We start from the raw sequence: 19154 nt of genomic DNA, 5'->3' as shown, positions 1-19154 counted from the left end.
CTGAAAAGGTGCATTTTAGTAGATGTTGGTTTCCTTCATTTCAATCCTTTACATATTTTAACTATTTTACTTTTTAAACGACTTTAAACCCTTAATTTCGTCACCATATTTCTATTAAGCAAGAGCAATAGCTTCTTGTAATTTTTTATCTTTAAGGAGAATTAGATGGCCAGTTCTGGTTTATATCGCTCGAACCGACACAGCATGATCGCCGGTGTAATGGGTGGTATTGCTGAACGTTTTGGTTGGAACGTAACTTTACTACGCATCATTTTTGTTTTGATTTCAGTTATGAGTGCTGCCTTTCCAGGAATTTTAGTTTATCTGGTTTTATGGTTAGTCATTCCGAAAAAACAGCCAGAACATATTGAAGGCTATCGACAATCCGTCCGAACAGTAAATGAAGAACAAGTACGTTAATTTATAACTTTGGTCGCTACGGTTGCATCCCCTAATCAACCGTAGCTTTTTTTATTCTAAAAATTATAGCTTTCGATTTAACTGTTGCTGTAACGCAGCAATCATATCTGCGCGGCTAATCATTCCTATAAGTTTGCGATCTTCAACCACAGGAATATAGTTAAACGACTTTTCAACAAAGTACGGCACTAAATCTTGAATAGGTTGAGTTGGTAGCACCGTGACCACTCGACGACTCATAATTTGTTTTACGTAGTGCTGCCAAGAGTTTCTTGGATCTGCTGCCCCCTTAAACCATTCTACAACTTCATATAACGCTAAAGTTCCTACCAAATGGTTCTCTGCATTGACTACTGGCAGGCTCATTAGGTTCACTTGTTTAAACTTATCTAATGCCTGATGAATATCATCATCTTCATGTAGTTTAATCACATCGCGACTCATAATATCTTGACAGACATATTGATTGACCATGCGCTCATTGGCATGCTCTTGCGCTTCTAAAATGATTTTTTCTAAGTCGTATTGGCTAATATCTAAAAGTTCAGTGTGATGCTCTAATGCGTACTCAATATCTTTTGGTTGAATCGATACCTTTTGAGTAGGCGTTGGGTCATTGCTACGTTCATTCAAATGTGCAGTAACTGGATAGTGTCGCCCAATTAATCGGTTAAAAAATACAGCAAAACCTAATAGAAGCAATGAATTGAGCAAAACTGGATAAAAAATAAAATAAAAGCCTAACTTATGAATCGCAGCTCCACCCAGTACGGCTGTAATCGCAACCGCTCCACTCGGTGGATGTAAAGAATCGGTGGTCATCATTAAAAAAATGGCAAAACCTACCGCGACACTAAAAGCTGTGGTTAAGTCAGGAATCCACTGTGCACAAGCAACGCCAATAATTCCAGCTAAGGTATTACCGACAATCACATTCCATGGTTGAGCCAAGGGACTGGTCGGTACAGCAAACAATAGAACAGATGAGGCACCCATTGGAGCGATGTACCATGCATTAATCCCCCCTAGAACATACCAGCTAATTAGCGAAGAAATTGCTAAACCACACAACGCTCCAATACCGCAAAGTAACCGTTCTTTTAAAGGTAAAACCTTAAAATTTGGTTTTAAAATCTGTAACCATTGTCGCTGTATAACACTCACAGTACACCTTTAGGGATATGCCGTCATTTATAACGGGCAAAAGTATACGCCCAAAGCCACATAAAATGCATTTAAATTATATCTTTGAATAATAAGAAAACCTGCTGAATTATTTTTTATGATTTTAAAACTTTAATATTCCATCAATTTTTCATTTAAATAACGCCAGTAGCGTTTAGGTAAATATTGCACATGGAGCTTTATATTTTGGCGTTCAGTAATATTCACGCTCTTAAAATAATCTTTCCAAAGCTGGTCATATAAAACTTCCTGCTCATCAAGCTCAAGCTGAAAGCTTTGACTCATTCCATTTTTTAAATTACGGTCAACTTCAGAAGCCTCGAGTGAAACTTCATGTATTTCTTGTAAATCATAGTATAGCCCGAACTTACGTTTCTCATCATAAATCAGCCAACGCTGATCTTGGTAACGCCGTTTAAAATGGGGCTGAATAAGCGGCAAAACATTAAAATCGGGACGTACCAAACTTAAAAAAAGCTCATCTTTAGTTTTCTTAAAACGAATAAAAGCTTCCATTCGATGCTTCTCTCGTCCGACCTTTTTCGTCCACTGTGCAATCGCTAAAACACTAGGATTTGAATAATCTTTTTCTACAGAAAAATGACTAGTAAACACATAAATACAGTAATTAAATAAATGTTGATAGGCATCTAAAGATTCAGATAAAGAGGCAAAATAGAATTGTTTTAATGAAGAAGATGAAAGCTTTTTTTGCAGGGCAGACCAAACACGCTCGGCATGTTGCTCGTTATTTGAAACCTCAATTTTATCAGCAAATAAGCCATGTTGAGCCGCATCATTCAAACAAAGTCTGACCTGCAATTCTTTAAATTGAAATGCACGAAACACACAGCTCAGCAGCCCAACCATTGAACCATCAAAATAGTAAGCTACTTCATCATTAAACATGACTAAAACCCAAGGCTTAATTGTGGCGAGAGTTGCTGCACATATTTCGAGGAACCCTGCGTTAAAATCTGCTGCCGAATAAAACTTGAAGATAACTCTTTTTGGAATTTTGGACTGTCTTCACAGCGAATAAAGAATTTTGCACGTTGGTAAGCCACGCCTAGTTTCTTAAGTAAATCGATATGGATTTTTCCAAAACGGCGAGCTTGCACAATTTTCTTCGCCGATTTCACACCAATGCCTGGTACACGCAAAATCATCTGATAATCGGCACGGTTTAAATCTACTGGAAACTGTTCGGGATGCCTCAAAGCCCAGCTTAATTTCGGGTCAACATCAAGGTCTAAGTTTGGGAATTTTTCATTGACGATTTCATTGACTTCAAAACCGTAAAAACGCATCAGCCAATCACTTTGGTAAAGTCGGTTTTCCCGCAATAATGGCGGTGCAGAACCCACTGCTGGCAAGTAATTATTTTCAGTATTAATTGGGATATAACCCGAGAAATAGACGCGTTTAAGTTTAAATTCTTTATAGTGCTTGTCTGCCATAAACAAGACATCTTGGTCTGACTCTTGATGTGCTCCCACTACCATTTGAGTAGTTTGCCCTGCGGGTACATATTTCGGTACATGCTTAATGATTTGGCGTTCATCTTTAAGCTGAATGAGTCGGTCACGGACCAAACCTAAATCTTTTTGCACTTCCTCATGTGATTTTTCTGGTGCAAAAGTTTTTAGCCCTACCTCGGTTGGCATCTCTAAATTAATACTCATCCGGTCAGCATATAAACCTGCTTCATGAATCAGTTCAGGCGATGCCCCTGGAATAGTTTTTAAATGAATATAGCCATTAAAATTTTCTTCAAGACGTAACTTCTTCACCACTTGAAGCATGCGTTCCATCGTATGATCGGCCGATTTAAAAATGCCTGAGCTTAAAAACAAGCCTTCAATATAATTACGGCGATAAAAATTAATGGTTAAGTCTACGACCTCTTGCACCGTAAATGCCGCACGCTGGACGTCGTTAGAACGACGTGAAACGCAATAGGCGCAATCAAAAATACACACATTACTAAATAGAATTTTTAAGAGAGATACACAGCGGCCATCTTCGGTATAGCTATGGCAAATACCCGAATGACTGGCATCCCCTAGACCTTTATCTTTATTTTTACGGTCACTGCCACTTGATGAACAAGACACATCATATTTAGCAGCATCAGCAAGAATCTGTAGTTTTTCTCGAATGCGATCAGACATATCAAACGACTCATTTATGGCATCGTTTAAAAAATATCATTTTGCATTCTTAAATTTAATCCAGTGAAGTACGCTCAGCGTCATGAGATGACGTGACAATCCCCGAAAAATAAAACGGAATATCGCAATTGAGCAGATAAGCTGTGATATAAAAAGAGGTTCGCTTTTTTGTATGGGTACAACACCAATGCTGAATCCCATTTTTTCTTTTTTTAAACTTCTCATTCGTAATTTAAATGTAAATGAAGATCAAATTTGGAGATGTTTGTCATTGACTACACCTCTCTATGCTTCCATCACTATTTATGTCTTTTTTCTTATTTTTATGTTTTACCCCAACATTATTAGATTTGAACTGCCTGATTTTAACTTCATCTTTCAATTCGGATTATTTATTGGATTCTTACTCATTATCTACTACATCTTCGTATTTTTTCCTGTCATTTTTGTTCAACTTAAATTACATAGGTATCATCGTATTAATTTTTTTACCGTCATTCTAAGCGCGCTGTTTCTTACGTACGTCATTCCAACCTTACTTATGTTGATATTCGCACCACTAGAACAGTTTGAATTCTTTGTGATTGAATTCTTCTATGTATTAGGTCCATTTTCGTTGATCTATGCTGTCATCTATTGGATATTACTACTCAGAGCAGATCTCAAACAGCATTTAAAAAACGGGACGTAATTCCCCAACTAGCCTTTGCCACTCACCACCAAAATCCTTATACTTAACCACAATTTTTGTTTGATTCCAGTGGATGCACCATGAGTCGTGCTATATCGCATATTGATACATTTCAGGGTTTAATTCTTGCCCTACAAAACTATTGGGCCGAACAAGGCTGCGTCGTACTACAACCGTACGACATGGAAATGGGCGCTGGAACATTCCACACCGCAACATTCTTACGCGCTTTAGGGCCTGAAACTTGGAATGCTGCATACGTTCAACCTTCACGTCGTCCAAAAGATGGCCGCTATGGTGAAAACCCGAACCGTTTGCAACATTACTACCAATTCCAAGTGGTACTTAAGCCAAACCCAGACAACATCCAACAGCTTTATCTTGATTCTTTAAAAGCAATCGGGATTGATACGCTTACTCACGACATTCGTTTCGTAGAAGACAACTGGGAATCTCCGACGCTAGGTGCGTGGGGCTTAGGTTGGGAAGTTTGGCTTAACGGTATGGAAGTAACTCAGTTCACTTACTTCCAGCAAGTCGGTGGTGTTGAATGTTACCCAGTAACAGGTGAAATCACTTACGGTTTAGAACGTCTTGCCATGTACCTTCAAGGTGTTGACTCGGTTTATGACCTTGTGTGGACAAAAGGCCAATTCGGTACGGTAACTTACGGCGACGTATTCCATCAAAATGAAGTTGAGCAATCGACTTACAACTTTGAATACGCTCCAGTTGAAAAACTATTTGAACTCTTTGATTTTTACGAATCAGAAGCAAACCGTTTAATTGAAGCAAAACTTTCTCTTCCTGCTTATGAGCAAGTGGTTAAAGCGTCTCATACCTTTAACTTGCTTGATGCACGTGGCGCAATTTCTGTGACTGAGCGTCAACGCTACATTTTACGTGTACGTACTTTAGCGCGTGCTATTGCACAAAGTTATGTACAAGCGCGTGCAGAACTTGGCTTCCCAATGGCAGAACCACATTTACGTGATGAAGTATTGGCACAGTTAAAAGCACAAGCTGAAAGTGAAGCAGCAAAGGCGGAGAAAAACTAATGAGCAAACATACTGTTTTATTCGAACTTGGCTGTGAAGAGCTTCCACCAAAAAGCTTAAAAACTTTACGTGATGCTTTACAGGCAGAAACTGAAAAAGGTTTAAAAGATGCAGGTTTAAATTTTGCATCTATTGAAGCTTATGCAGCACCACGTCGTTTAGCACTTAAAATTGTAGATATCGATGCTGCTCAAGCGGACACACAAAAGCGTTTTGACGGCCCTGCTGTTCAAGCGGCTTATGATGCAGAAGGTAAACCGACTAAAGCACTTGAAGGCTTTATGCGTGGTCAAGGGATTACAGTTGATCAGCTTTCTACTTTCCAAGCAGGTAAAGTTGAAAAAGTTTGCTATTTAAAAGAGGTAAAAGGTCAAAGCCTTGACGCTTTACTTCCACAGATTTTACAAACAGCATTAGACAATTTACCAATTGCTAAGCGTATGCGTTCTGCTGCAAGCCGCACCGAGTTTGTACGTCCAGTTAAATGGGTTCTTTTACTCAAAGATGACCAAATTATTGATTCGACTATTCAAGATCATAAAGCTGGCAATGTGACTTATGGTCACCGCTTCCATGCACCTGAAGCTGTGACGTTAGCGCATGCAAATGACTACTTAGCCGCTTTAGAAAAAGCTTACGTCGTTGCTAACTTTGAAAAGCGTCAAGCAACCATTCAAGAACAAGTGAAAAAGTTAGCTGATGAAGTGAACGCAACTGCAATTGTTCCAGCTGACTTACTTGACGAAGTAACAAGCCTCGTTGAATGGCCTGTGGCTTTACGTGCAAACTTTGAAGAGCGCTTCCTTGCTGTTCCTCAAGAAGCTCTTATTACAACAATGCAAGACAACCAGAAGTATTTCTGTTTGATCAACGCGGAAGGTAAATTACAGCCTTACTTCATTACTGTTTCAAACATTGAGTCTAAAGATCCGACTCAAATTATTGAAGGTAACGAAAAAGTTGTTCGCCCTCGTTTGTCAGATGCTGAGTTCTTCTTCTTGCAAGATCAAAAGCAACCGCTTGCATCTCGTAAAGAAAAACTAGCAAACATGGTATTCCAAGCACAACTCGGTACGCTTTGGGACAAATCAACACGTATTGCAAAACTTGCAGTTGCATTGTCTCCAATCACTGGTGCAAACCCAGCCGATGCTGAAAAAGCTGCATTACTTGCTAAATGCGACTTAACCTCTGAACTTGTGGGTGAATTCCCAGAACTTCAAGGTATTGCGGGTACTTACTATGCGCGTATTGAAGGCGAGAATACTGAAGTTTCAGAAGCTTTAGGTGAGCAATATTTACCAAAATTTGCTGGTGATGTTTTACCAAAAACCAAAACAGGTACAACGATTGCCCTTGCTGACCGTTTAGATACCCTAGTTGGTATTTTCGGTATTGGACAAGCGCCTACAGGTTCTAAAGACCCGTTTGCTCTTCGCCGTTCAGCAATTGGTATCTTACGCTTAATCATTGAAAATGAATTAGATGTAACGATTGAAGAGTTAGTGAATCTTGCACTTCAAGGTTATGGCGACATTGTTAAAGATCATGACAAAACTCGCGCTGATGCTGTTGCATTCTTGGAAGGTCGTTACCGCGCTAAGTATGAAGACCAAGGTGTTGCTGTTGACGTACTTCAGGCTGTTCAAGCACTTGCACCAAAGTCTCCACTTGATTTTGACAAGCGCGTAAATGCAGTAAACCACTTCCGCACATTACCTGAAGCGGCTGCACTTGCGGCTGCAAACAAACGTGTTGCTAACATTCTTGCAAAAGAAGCTGCACCAGAAGGCTCTGTAGTTGAAGCGAACTTGGTTGAAGATGCTGAAAAAGCATTATTTGCTGAGCTTCAAGCAGTGACACCTGTGGTTGAACCATTACTTGCAGCAAAAGACTACACTGCTGCCCTTTCTAAGCTTGCAGCACTTCGTGCGCCGATTGATGCATTCTTTGATGGTGTAATGGTTATGGCAGATGACGCTGACCTGAAAGCAAACCGTTTACGTTTATTGGCTCAGTTACGTAACTTGTTTACTGCTGTGGCTGATGTGAGTGTGTTGCAAGGCTAAGCACTTATAATTCTTGATATTTTAAATAAACCCCGCTATAAGTTTAGTGGGGTTTTTAAATATATATAATATGAAATTTTTAATACTACATTCTATTTTACTTGTTATACCTTATTTTCTGGTTTGGCTTGCTTTTTACTTATTTCAAGATAGAACCTTTTTTGTACGCCCAAAAAGTTATTACCATTTAGATCAAATGATAGCTTTTACCTTAATAACAATTCTCCTTTTTTTTACATGGAATTCCTTCTTTTTTGAAATCAAGTTTCTTGGTTTAAAAATTGCAAAAAGTTCTCTTTTATTTGATGATAAATTTATAACTTTTTTAGGAGTAATTTTTGCTGTGACTGGATGGCTATATGCTGGTAGGTTCCAATTTATATCCACTATAAAAAGTCATTCGATTCAAGCATTAATGAATTCTAGATTATCAGATAGCTATACTGAAAAATTCGATAGCATTACAAAAGCGGTTGAAAGATTAAAGAAAACTCAAAATAACAAAGACTGTCTTACTGAATTTGATAATTTGAATACTCAAGAGAAATTAGATCTTAGATATGTACTTAACTTTTATGAATATATTTCTATTGGTATAAGAAATAATGAATTTGATGAATTTCTTCTAAAACAGATGATGAGAAGTCAACTTATTAATACTTTTATCTATTTTGAGAAGTATATTGAAGATATCCAAAAAGAACAGCCCACTGCATTAATTAACTTAATACAATTAGCAATACGTTGGAAAAAGTAAAAGATATAGATTACTATTAAAAGTTAACTATTTTTTATTTATTAGCTCAGTTGCATAACCAGTTTGCTGATGTAAGTGTATTGCATAGTTAAGTATTTATAATACTTGATCTTTAAAATAAACCCCGCTATATATTTAGTGGGGTTTATTACTAAATAGCTAAAATGACAAAAAATATTACATTTGCAAAAGATTTAAGAATAGGTGAGCTTGATGCAGAAGCTGATAGCAAACTACTAGATTCTTGTTTTATAGATAATGGCTATCTTGAACAATTAATCGATGTTAAAAATCCTAAATCGATCATTCTAGGGAGAACAGGTTCAGGGAAAAGTGCCTTACTATACAAATTAGAAAAGTCAGTTTCTAAATGTAAGCGCTTAGACCCTCACGATATCTCCATAAAATTCTTAGAACACTCTGATATTATTAATTTTTTTGAAAATTTAGATATAAAATTAGATCTATTTTATAGAATGTTATGGAGACATATTATTATTCTTGAGTTATTAAAATTAAGATATGATTTCAATAATAGTTTCTCATCTCAAAGTTCAATTTTTAGGAATTTTTTAGATTGGTTTAAAGATAATAATGAAAAAAAAGCATATGAATACTTTCAGCAATGGGGAGATAAATTTTGGTTAGAAACAGATGAACAGCTTAAACAAATCACTAGCAAATTAGAAAGTGAGACAAAGGCCTCTTTAGGAGCGAATAGCCAAATTATCAAGGCTGGAGCCGAAGGTCTTTCTAGATATTCTGAAGAACAGATTACAGATATAAAAAGAAAAGCCAATCAAGTTATAGATGGTTCTCAACTAGCCAATTTAAATCATATATTAGATACTTTAAATGAATCAGCCTTTAATGACCCACAAAAGAAATTTTACTTAATAATTGATCAGCTTGATGAAGACTGGGCAAACACATCAACTAGATGTAGGTTCATCCGAGCACTTATTGAGGAAATTAAGTCATTCAGAAAACTAGCACAAATAAAAATTGTTATAGCTTTAAGAAAAGATTTACTACAATTAGTTTTTGATAAAACTCGAGACTCAGGATTTCAAGAAGAAAAATATGAGTCATATATATTGGATATATTATGGCAACCTTTCGACTTGAGGAATCTAGTTGAAAAAAGAATTAATCAAGTATTTAAATTCCAATACACAAATGGGAATATTACATTTGATGATTTATTTCCGTCCCCTCGAAAGAAGGGTGGCCAATTAGCCTTTGACTTTCTAATCGAACGTACTTTACGCAGACCAAGGGATATACTGCAATTCGTAAATACTTGTTTCCAAAAATCTTCCGATAATAAAATTTCATGGCGCGCCCTCCTCGCCGCTGAAGCCATATATTCAAGTAAACGCTTAAATTCACTTTCTGAAGAATGGTCTCAGATTTATCCATCTTTCTTAGATATAATTGAAATACTTAGAGGCAAAACAGCTAATATTTCACGTTCAACTTTAGCGGGAGAATCTTTACAAGAGGTCATACTCACTTTATATGAATATAATGAAACAGATAGTTGTATTGAAATCTGCAAAAAAATTATGGAGCCAAAATCTACAATAAAGGAAAGTGAGATAATTTCTCAGCTCCTCGTAGCATTATATAAAACTGGTACTATTGGAATTAAAATTAGCAGTTTAGAAACCTTTATATGGTCCTATATAGATCAACCAAATATCACAATAGGAGAAGCTAAAAGAGCTACTTCAATAAAAATACATAAAATGCTCCATAGAGCTTTAGATATTGTTCTGGAACAGACGGATATCTACTCGAATGAAGATTACATATAAAATAATAAAGGGATCTTTTATAGATCCCTTTATTATTTGAATTAAACAAATGCTTTAATTTCTTCTAAACTTTTCGATGGCTCAAACCACATAAAATCATAATCAGCCACATCATGAATATAAAAGGGATCATTTTTCATGATTTCTTCAGCTTCTTGAATCGAAGAGCTTAAAACTAAAATCACCCCACCTACTCTATTTTCTCGACGCCCTGATGCCAGAAACTTCTTTTGCTCATAGTAATGATCTAAAAATGCAATATGCTCTTTGAGTACAGCATCAACTTCGGCTAATGGTTTTTTATAGGTCAAGGTAACAACAATCATCTCATTCTCTTAAAGCAAATAACGCAAGACACATTAGTCTACAGATAGTTTAATGATCTATAGCTTATTCGATAGTACGCCTATTCCCCCAATTCATCCACACCAAACTTCCCACAATAATTACCCCACCTAGTAACACCATCATTGATGGTTTTTCATTTAAGAAAACAACTGCCAAGCTCATTGCGACAATCGGTGAGCAATATAAAAAATTCGATGCAATCGTTAACGGCATATTTTTAAGTACATATCCCCACAGTACATAAGCCATCGCACTTGGAAAAATACCCAATAGGACAACCGACATATTGGCTTGCCAAGTAGCATGTAAAATTTCACTAGGCAAATGAGCACTATAAAATAGTAAAGGAATAGTCCCGAACCAGATGATGTAGCACATCATGCTCAATGCATCATAATTTAAGGCAAATTTTTTATATAAATTAAAGTACAGACCCCACGCAATTGCGGCTAAAACAATCAACAAACTATAAGGACTCGGTACACCAAAACCATGATCTCCACTGACCACTAACACGGCGCCGCCAAGTCCCAATAAAATACATAACCACTGTTTAAAACTGATTTTTTCTTTAAAAACTAAAACTGAAATAATAAAAGTAAATAAAGGAATAGATTGGCTTAAGATGCTGGATGCAACCGCAGTCACATATTGCTGCCCTGTATTTATGAGCAAATGATGTAGCGTTACAGAGAAAAATCCTAATACAGCAAGAGCAGGAACATCCTTCCAATTTAAAGGCTGAATGCCTTTTTTCATGACCAAAAGTAGTAAAAAAAACGATGCAATCAAAAAACGGAGCAAGGCAATATGCTGCGGTGTATATGAATGCAAGGCACTATGTACACCAATAGGTGAATAGCCCCAACAAAAAACGGTCACAGCAATGCATAAATAGAGCTTAAAAGCTGGAGGCTGGGTTTCGGCAGCAAGAGAAATTGCCATGTTAAATCTGCACTAGTGGAATGGAACACTTTCATCATATGCGCATGGATAGTTGAATAAAATTAACTTATATTGAGCTAAATATTCATTAAAAGTGAATGATAAAACATGGATATCGCTCAGTTAAAAATGTTCCAAACTGTGGTTGAATGCGGAACAATGGCTAAGGCATCAATGCAACTGCATTGCGTACCATCCAACATCACAACACGGATTAAACAACTCGAAGAAGAACTGGGTGCACCGTTGTTTTACCGAGAAGGGAAAAGTTTAAAACTGACCCCATCTGGAGAAATCTTTCTTAATTATTGCCATAAAATTTTAGCGCTGTGTGATGAAGCAAAACGAAGCATTCATCCAGATGCTCCTCCTTCTGGCCCATTAAAAATTGGCGCTATTGAATCTTCTGCTACAACTCGCCTGCCTAATTTGCTAGCGAAATACCATCAACGTTTTCCAGAAGTTTCCATTCAAATTATTACTGGCACATGGAAACAGCTATTACTCGATATTTCTCAGCATAAACTTGATGGTGCGATTGTGGCGGGTAATATTGATTTTCCAATGCTTAATAAACTCAGCATTTACCAAGAAGACATGGTCTTAATTGCATCTCACTCTTTGGGTGAAATTAATTGCCAAGAAGACCTAATTGGCAAAGAAATCTTTATGTGGACTGAAGGCTGCCCTTACCGCGCAGCTCTCGAAGAATGGCTTAAACTTAAGAATATTTCTCTTCCCATCACTAGCATTACCAGTTATGCCACCATTATTGGTTGTGTTAGTGCAGGCTCAGGGGTGGCTTTGGTGCCCAAGAGCATTTATGAGCAATATAAAAATTTAGCCCATATTCAAAGTTATAAGTTTGAATATCTTTCCTTTATGCAAAATCACTTTTTCTGGCACAAAAATGTGAGTAACCATAAAGCTCGAGATATGTTTATAGAATTAATTAAGTCTGAATTTTGTTTGTGAGCCATTAGTCTCATTGTTTTACTGCTATTAAATGATGATTTATCGTAATCAAATCGTATGGGTTTTATCTCATTGCAGTACAAGCTTTATTTTTAACAGTAAGATCACCTCTTCATCTTTTGATTCTGGTTGGGGAGATTGATCCATATGAAAATCTTACAAGTATTATGCGTTGCAAGTTCTATATTGGCTTCATCAACCTTATTTGCAGAAACAACACAGCCACAACAAGTTGTTGAAACAACACCTAAAACACAACCTTATGGTGACAACCCAAGCTTAGGTCGTGTATTACTGTATAAAACAGGAAAAGGCATACAAAATTTAGGAGACTCTATTCAAGGAGCTTCTGAAAAAACTTCAAATAAAATTAGTGAAAAGTGGAAAAACACCAAAGAGTTTACGGCTGAAAAAGCAGAGGTCGTTCAGCAAAAAGCAGATACCGCAAAAGCTTTTACCGAAACAAAAATAGATCAGGCGAAGCAAAATATTACCAGTAGTCGAAACGGTGAAAATATTCCGATAGAGCAAGGCGAGTTAAGCAAATCAAGCACAACAACTAACTAATTTGCTTGGACAGCGCGATAAATTCGCGCTTTTATAAATACATATATTCATCTAGAACTAATGATCATCCACTATAAAAAGCTAGGAATCTGCCTTATGAATAGTCACAAACTTCTCTTTTCCACCCTATGCTGCTTGGCATTAACTGCATGTGCAACTTCAGCACCTATCTCTCCTTATTCTCAGGCACAAGTTTTAGAGCAAGATACGAATATTGAAGCCTATCCCTCAACGACAGGTAATGTAGCTAAACTTATTAAACAAGATAAGCAAGCTTGCATGATTGAGTTTACGGGATATTTAGGTGGTGGACATGTGACTGAACACTGGGTATTTAATGATAAAGGCCTAATTTCAGCTACATCGTTCACTCAACAATACCCTGATGAATCAGGTATATTAAATCAGGCAACAAACTCTACAACCAAAAGCTCAACCACTTTTAACATTCAAGATCCAGAAATTCAGAATAATTTCAAAAAGCTCCAAAGCAACTTTAATCCTGCAAATTTAGCAAAGTGTCATTAACTTTTTCAAAAAAAGCCCGTTGCAAAAGCTGCCCTTCGCAACGGGTTATAGCTATTTAAAAATTTCTTGGACTTAATTTAAATTTATAAATAAGCGATTTAATTAATGGTTAAACCATTTGTTGCTGCCAGTAAATCAATACGCGGGAAAACCAAGCCCGTTCTTGAGTCAGTAATTGGCTTACCTGTCGTTTTTAAACGGCTAATGGTTTGATCAATACTTTCTGCTGGACTCACACTATTCGCTCGTAATAAAGCAATCGCTCCTGCTACATGCGGTGTCGCTTGAGATGTACCACCCATGGTGTAACCACCTGCCGTAATCATTGCTCCCGGTGCCAACAAAGTCACAAGGCTACCGCCATTACTAAAGCACGCCACTTTGTCTGCTGCTGTTGTCGGGTCAGAACATTTCACCGGATTCCCCCATGACACACCACCAATATTACTATCATAAACAGCCCCCACTCTTACGGCACCAGCAACACAGGCAGGAGATGAAATTCCATCTGAAAATGCATCATTACCTGAAGCTACAACCGGAACCACACCAACAGCTCGTGCATTGGCAAATGCCGTTCCATAACTGCTATCGCTACACTCCGAGGTATATTTAACACCCGGTACACCAAGGCTTAAATTAACTGCTTTAATATTGTAGGTTTGTGCATTATTTACAGCCCAGTTAATCCCCGCGAGAATATCACTATCATAAGCTGTGCTTACCCATTTACCTTGGGATCTAACCTTTCTAAAAACATCAATGCCTATAATTTTGGTCTTGGTGGCAACCTTAGATACAATACCTGAAACATTACTCCCATGCCCATCATCATCTAAAGTGCCATCATCTGGTGCACTATCAAATGAATAAACAACTCGACAAGTATTGGATGGTGTGTTCACTGCCGTACACCCAAAATCTGAATGTAGATAATTCACCCCTGTATCAATCACTGCCACACTAGAACCCTCACCGGTGAAGCCATTGGTGTTTGCCTGTGGTTGATTAATCAAAGGTAAACTTTCATTAGTCGCAGTACGGTTAATACGGTTCGGATAAACCGCTTTAACATTCGGATCATTCAATAAAGTGACTAAAGCCTCCCGATTACTAATCCGATAAAAAGCTAAAGGTAAATTATTGTAGTCCCGAAGTACTTGAACACCACCAGCACGGTTAAACCTTGCCTGAATATTCTTTTTATTTGTAGCAATATAACTTCGCCGTTCTAGACCAGAAAGTACACTCGTCGAAGGAATATCGTATTCAACAATTAAATCATTCGAATCATTATTGACTAAGGCATCCAAATCGATTTTGCCCTGAAATACTTTTTGTTTTGCTGCTTGATTTAATCGCTGCTTAGCACCTTTAGACTCTAAAGGAAGAGCGGATGCTGTTGTACTTAAAATCGTACATAGACCTAATAGAAATAACGTTTTACTTTGCATTATTTTTCTCCGTAGTTTTTCAACTAACAATTTGCTTATTTCGCTTTTATTTCATTTGCTGGATCTTTTTCTGGATCAATCGGTTGAATAGAAAGATCACTTTTCGTGTCATATAAAGGAACGGTATTAACTGATACCGATTGAGAATGAGTTGAATGTTGAGATAGATTTTTAGGTTGGGTAGGCTCCTTAAGTTTTGAAAGAAAAGACGATGTATTTGGCTGTGGTGAATTCGACTCATGTAAAGCAGAATTGAACACATCAGCTGCACCGCTTGTGGGTTTAAAGTAGAAAACAAAGGCGATTAAGCCGACTAATACAAGAAGGGAAGCAATAATTTTCATCTTTAAGATCTCTGTTTTTTTGTTTATAGACATCTATTTTTATTTTTGATTATTCGAAATAAAGTGCTATTTCTTTAGATATATTTCATGTGAAATTTACACTTCATGGAATATATAAACATGAGAAAAGCTAAATTACCTTTTCCCGAATAAGCAAAAATACAGTTCTGCCCTGTACATTTATATTTCTGGCAGAATATGGTTCAAAAAAGTGCTAAAAAGCACCCTATTCTCATAATAAGCAATTAGTATGCCGTTTCCTCTAATAAATAATGAGAACTACATCACATCTAGAGATATAGGCAAATAGCTTATGAATAATGATAAAAAATTTAGGAGATGGGAGTTAAAAAGCTGTAAGAGGGAAATAGGACCAGCTTAATTAGAATAACTAAAAAATAAATGTTCTTTTTCACTTTATTATTAATTTTTATTAATCTTCACAATTTATCCCTAGTCTGTTTACTCAATGTAACACTGTTGTAACGTTTTGATGAAGTGAGTTCCCAAGCTCCTATTTCCTTAGCTATGATGCGATTGCGTTTATGAAATACCTCACTAAAGGGTATATTCTTTGAAGGATATCGCAATGAAAATGATGAAAACAGCTATCGTTACTGCAAGTGTTCTTGCTTCTGCCTCTATTTTTGCACAAAGTGCGGGCGTTAATGCAGGTGCTTCTGCTCAAGTAAATGTACAACCGGGTGGTCTTGTTAGTGGCGTAGCCAATACAGTCAAAAATACTGCACACACTGTAGGCAGCACAGCAAAGCATGCAGGTCATGTCGCTGCTGACACTACGGTTAAAGCAACTAAAAAAACAACAGGAAAAGTGACTGAACTTTCTTCTAAAGCTGCAAATGGGACAAAACACTTAGCTACTGAAGCTGCGACAGGTACTAAAAACTTTGCTACCGAAGCTGCAACAGGTACTAAAAATGTAGCGACTAAAGCTGCAAATGGTACTAAGCATTTTGCTACCGAGGCAGTAACAGGTACTAAAGATGTAGCAACTAAAGCTGTAAACGGTACTAAAAATCTAGCAGTTGAAGCTAAAGCTGATACTAAAGCACGTGTTGATGCGGTAAAAACTAAAGTTGCAGAAAAACAAGCTGACCAAAAAGAATTTACTGCTGAAAAACAAGCTAATGCCCAAGCGCACGTAGATGCAGTAAAAACTCGTGTAGCTCAAAACCAAGCTGACCAAAAAGAATTTGTAGCTGACACTAAAGCTGATGCTCAAGCACAGTTAAATGCAGCTCAACCAGCACATGCTGTTAATGCTCAAACTGGTGTAAATGTTGGCGTAAACGTTGCTCCTGTTGGAATTAATGCAAACGCAAATGTAAATGCTGGTGCTGAAACTTCTACTCAAAAAGCTGAAAAGAAATCTTGGATTAAAGGCCTTTTCGGTACTAACTAATTTCTTACAAATAAAAAAAGGGCAATTAATTGCCCTTTTTTATTTCTCTAAAATCAATGATTCAGTTTATTTCAGTTAAAACTAAACCCGCACGTAAACCAAGCTTCACATTTGGATTTGGAAATAAAATCCAGACCTGATCTTGCTCAACCACATAATTACCAGAAGGCTGAGTCGCAATGATTTCACCCTTGGTAAAAGTTGAAAAATTTGGGGCCTCAGCCGATAAATTCATCTGAAAATCTTCATCTTTTTTAATTAAAGAATCCGATACATTAAAGACCCGAATTTTTGTTTTATTGCGTGGTGGTAATGCTTGTTCAGAAACTACATTACGAATGACTTCGTCAATTGCAGCAAACTGACTCAGGTCATTTTGTCCAAATGGCAAGGCCTTGCCTAACTCTAAAGTTGCACTCGCAGCTTTAAAATTTTCACTGGTAAAATGTGTAAATGTTTTACCGACCGCATTGTGATAAACCAAAGCATCTAAATCAGCTGCTTCAAGGCTCGCTTTCAAACCTGCATCATAAGCATGCGCTTGATATGGAAATAAAGCAAAAGTAGGCAATAAAGAAGCACGAATTGCAGTGTGTAAATCATAGTGATAGCGTTTAGCCTCACTTGAGCTTTCCTGAAAGAAAGTCGTGACAACTTGCTCTAAAACCTCAGCACGCTTTGATTCTTCAGTCACGGGTAGATTTTTATATCCACCACAAAACATTCGATTTACATCATCATGCACATAGCGTTTGCCTTGACGCATTGCATAGGGGTTACCCAATACAAACAGCAACCTCACAGCAAGGTTTAAACGTCCTGCAAATAAATCTGTGCAAAGATGAGATAACAATTCAATTGGTGCTGTTTCATTACCATGTACTCCAGCTGACAGTACGACGGCTTTGTCGTACTGTGCGTTTGGCGTACATTCAAGAAGTCCTTCACCCAACCAACGCCAAGAAAAATTATCTTGTTTTCCTTCGCGGGTTTTAGGCTGCTCACCTTGTAAGGTTAATGCTAGAAAATCCTGCATGCCACCTCCTCACTATTTTTGGAAAGGATAAACCGAACCCAAACCTAAAATTTTGGTCAGTTCGTCGAGCGCCATACGGCTTTCCATTAACAAATGCGGATCAGCTAAATCTTCTTGTGCTAAACGATCACGATAATGTTTATCTACCCATTGATTGAGTGTGCCAAACAATTGATCATTCATTAGTACTTTTGGATTTACAGCATTTAACTCAGTTTCGTTTAAAGCTACACGTAAACGTAAGCAAGCCGGACCACCACCATTACGCATACTTTCACGTAAGTCATATACCTGAATAGCATCAATGGGTGTACCCATTTGAATCATATCGTTCAAATAGCCCCACACTGCTGCATTTTGACGAGACTCTTCGGGTACAACAATAGTCATTCCACCATCTGGACGAGTCAAAATCTGGCTATTAAATAAATAGGTCGCTACAGCATCGTCAACCGTAACACGGTTTTCAGGAACTTCGATCGAGATAAAATCTTCACCGATGCTTGCCATTTTTTGACGAATTTCAGCAAAAGCCTGATCTTGATTTAAGAATGCATGTTGATGATGGAATAAAACCTGTTGGTTACTTACCGCGATCACATCGTTATGGAATACACCCTGATCAATTACATCCGGATTTTGCTGAACAAAAACTGTATGTGCATCATCCAAACGGTGCAAACGTGCAATTGCTTCGCTTGCCTCACGTGTCTGACGAGCTGGATAGCGTTTTGGTCCCGGTAAGCCATTATTTAAATGTTGCTGGCCATAAACAAAAACTTGAACACCGCGCTTAGCATAATCACCACCTAAACGATTGTGATTTGCTGCTCCTTCATCACCAAATAAAGCCACTTGTGGCAAAGCTTCATGATGAACAAAGTGACGTTCATTTTTAAAGATCGCTTGTAAAACTTGGCTTGTAGTTTCGGCTTCAATTGAACGGTGAAACTTATTGTTCAGATTTGCTGCGGTAAAATGCACGCGTTCGTCTTGGCTATCTGCCGAAGGTGAAACAGTTGCTGCATTTGCAGTCCACATCGGTGAAGCTGAGCTTAAAGATGATAATAGTTCTGGTGAATGACGCATTGCTTGAGCAATAACACTAATGTCATCTCCCGTAAAACCTAAACGACGTAACATTGGAACATGTGGGCGCTCATGCGGGACAAGCACACCTTGTTTCATTCCCATGTCAGCTAAGGCTTTCATCTTTAGCAGACCTTGTTTAGCTGCTAATTTTGGATTCGAGGTATTATTACGGTTTTTCGTCGATGCTTCATTACCAAAAGACAAACCCGCATAGTGATGCGTTGGCCCCACTAAACCATCGAAATTTACTTCATATCCTTTCATTTTT

At 37.5% G+C, this 19154-nt stretch carries 18 protein-coding genes; 9 read left to right on the top strand and 9 right to left on the bottom strand.

The features are described from left to right. Positions 1 to 165: 165 nt before the first annotated feature. Positions 166 to 420, top strand: coding sequence for a PspC domain-containing protein (locus tag F931_RS19970; RefSeq protein ID WP_016142948.1), 255 nt, complete (start codon positions 166 to 168; stop codon positions 418 to 420). Between the two features lie 63 nt (positions 421 to 483). On the opposite strand, the gene F931_RS19965 is transcribed toward F931_RS19970, so the two are convergent. The 3 genes from F931_RS19965 to F931_RS19955 all read right to left on the bottom strand — a co-directional run bounded on the left by F931_RS19965 (position 484) and on the right by F931_RS19955 (position 3779). After that, positions 484 to 1584, bottom strand: coding sequence for an HPP family protein (locus F931_RS19965; protein ID WP_016142947.1), 1101 nt, complete (start codon positions 1582 to 1584; stop codon positions 484 to 486). A 132-nt stretch (positions 1585 to 1716) separates the two neighbouring features. Continuing rightward, positions 1717 to 2514, bottom strand: coding sequence for a TIGR03915 family putative DNA repair protein (locus F931_RS19960; protein ID WP_016142946.1), 798 nt, complete (start codon positions 2512 to 2514; stop codon positions 1717 to 1719). A 2-nt stretch (positions 2515 to 2516) separates the two neighbouring features. Further along, positions 2517 to 3779 carry a putative DNA modification/repair radical SAM protein gene (locus F931_RS19955; RefSeq protein ID WP_016142945.1) on the bottom strand — a complete coding sequence of 421 codons (1263 nt, stop codon included), beginning with the start codon at positions 3777 to 3779 and terminating at the stop codon, positions 2517 to 2519. Between the two features lie 771 nt (positions 3780 to 4550). On the opposite strand from F931_RS19955, the gene glyQ reads away from it, so the two are divergent. The 4 genes from glyQ (at position 4551) to F931_RS19930 (ending at position 10174) form a co-directional block, all read left to right on the top strand. After that, positions 4551 to 5528 (top strand): glycine--tRNA ligase subunit alpha, encoded by a 978-nt coding sequence (glyQ, locus tag F931_RS19945; protein ID WP_002044989.1) that lies wholly within the window; start codon positions 4551 to 4553, stop codon positions 5526 to 5528. Continuing rightward, complete coding sequence (glyS, locus tag F931_RS19940; protein ID WP_016142943.1) at positions 5528 to 7597, top strand: glycine--tRNA ligase subunit beta; 2070 nt, start codon at positions 5528 to 5530, stop codon at positions 7595 to 7597. The genes glyQ and glyS overlap by 1 nt, the downstream gene beginning before the upstream one ends. A 70-nt stretch (positions 7598 to 7667) precedes the next feature. Beyond that, positions 7668 to 8354 (top strand): DUF4760 domain-containing protein, encoded by a 687-nt coding sequence (locus F931_RS19935; protein WP_016142942.1) that lies wholly within the window; start codon positions 7668 to 7670, stop codon positions 8352 to 8354. A gap of 164 nt (positions 8355 to 8518) precedes the next feature. Beyond that, positions 8519 to 10174 carry a P-loop ATPase, Sll1717 family gene (locus F931_RS19930; protein WP_016142941.1) on the top strand — a complete coding sequence of 552 codons (1656 nt, stop codon included), beginning with the start codon at positions 8519 to 8521 and terminating at the stop codon, positions 10172 to 10174. Between the two features lie 41 nt (positions 10175 to 10215). Here F931_RS19930 and F931_RS19925 read toward each other — a convergent pair whose 3' ends face one another. Then, the gene (locus F931_RS19925; protein ID WP_016142940.1) at positions 10216 to 10500 is read right to left on the bottom strand and encodes a YciI family protein; all 285 of its coding nucleotides are present in this window, start codon (positions 10498 to 10500) and stop codon (positions 10216 to 10218) included. A gap of 64 nt (positions 10501 to 10564) precedes the next feature. Then, positions 10565 to 11467, bottom strand: coding sequence for a DMT family transporter (ydfC, locus tag F931_RS19920; protein WP_016142939.1), 903 nt, complete (start codon positions 11465 to 11467; stop codon positions 10565 to 10567). A gap of 108 nt (positions 11468 to 11575) precedes the next feature. On the opposite strand from ydfC, the gene ilvY reads away from it, so the two are divergent. The 3 genes from ilvY (at position 11576) to F931_RS19905 (ending at position 13537) form a co-directional block, all read left to right on the top strand. Then, positions 11576 to 12442, top strand: coding sequence for a LysR family transcriptional regulator (gene ilvY, locus F931_RS19915; RefSeq protein ID WP_016142938.1), 867 nt, complete (start codon positions 11576 to 11578; stop codon positions 12440 to 12442). A 147-nt stretch (positions 12443 to 12589) separates the two neighbouring features. Continuing rightward, positions 12590 to 13009, top strand: a complete 420-nt coding sequence (locus F931_RS19910; RefSeq protein ID WP_016142937.1) for a hypothetical protein — start codon at positions 12590 to 12592, stop codon at positions 13007 to 13009. Between the two features lie 96 nt (positions 13010 to 13105). Then, complete coding sequence (locus F931_RS19905) at positions 13106 to 13537, top strand: hypothetical protein (protein WP_016142936.1); 432 nt, start codon at positions 13106 to 13108, stop codon at positions 13535 to 13537. A 98-nt stretch (positions 13538 to 13635) separates the two neighbouring features. Here F931_RS19905 and F931_RS19900 read toward each other — a convergent pair whose 3' ends face one another. Both F931_RS19900 and F931_RS19895 read right to left on the bottom strand, forming a co-directional pair. Beyond that, complete coding sequence (locus F931_RS19900) at positions 13636 to 14991, bottom strand: S8 family peptidase (RefSeq protein WP_016142935.1); 1356 nt, start codon at positions 14989 to 14991, stop codon at positions 13636 to 13638. Positions 14992 to 15026: 35 nt separating this feature from the next. Continuing rightward, positions 15027 to 15335 (bottom strand): hypothetical protein, encoded by a 309-nt coding sequence (locus F931_RS19895; protein WP_016142934.1) that lies wholly within the window; start codon positions 15333 to 15335, stop codon positions 15027 to 15029. Positions 15336 to 15924: 589 nt separating this feature from the next. Here F931_RS19895 and F931_RS19890 point away from each other — a divergent pair. Continuing rightward, positions 15925 to 16758: a hypothetical protein gene (locus F931_RS19890; protein WP_016142933.1), complete on the top strand. Its 834-nt coding sequence runs from the start codon at positions 15925 to 15927 to the stop codon at positions 16756 to 16758. Between the two features lie 61 nt (positions 16759 to 16819). On the opposite strand, the gene astE is transcribed toward F931_RS19890, so the two are convergent. Continuing rightward, the gene (astE, locus tag F931_RS19885; RefSeq protein WP_016142932.1) at positions 16820 to 17794 is read right to left on the bottom strand and encodes a succinylglutamate desuccinylase; all 975 of its coding nucleotides are present in this window, start codon (positions 17792 to 17794) and stop codon (positions 16820 to 16822) included. Between the two features lie 12 nt (positions 17795 to 17806). Then, positions 17807 to 19150, bottom strand: a complete 1344-nt coding sequence (gene astB / locus F931_RS19880; RefSeq protein ID WP_016142931.1) for an N-succinylarginine dihydrolase — start codon at positions 19148 to 19150, stop codon at positions 17807 to 17809. Between the last annotated feature and the right edge of the window lie 4 nt (positions 19151 to 19154).

Source organism: Acinetobacter pittii ANC 4050, assembly GCF_000399685.1.
GTDB lineage: Bacteria > Pseudomonadota > Gammaproteobacteria > Pseudomonadales > Moraxellaceae > Acinetobacter > Acinetobacter pittii_E.
Note: the sequence above shows the minus strand (reverse complement) of the source record. Positions and strands in the feature narration are given on the sequence as shown.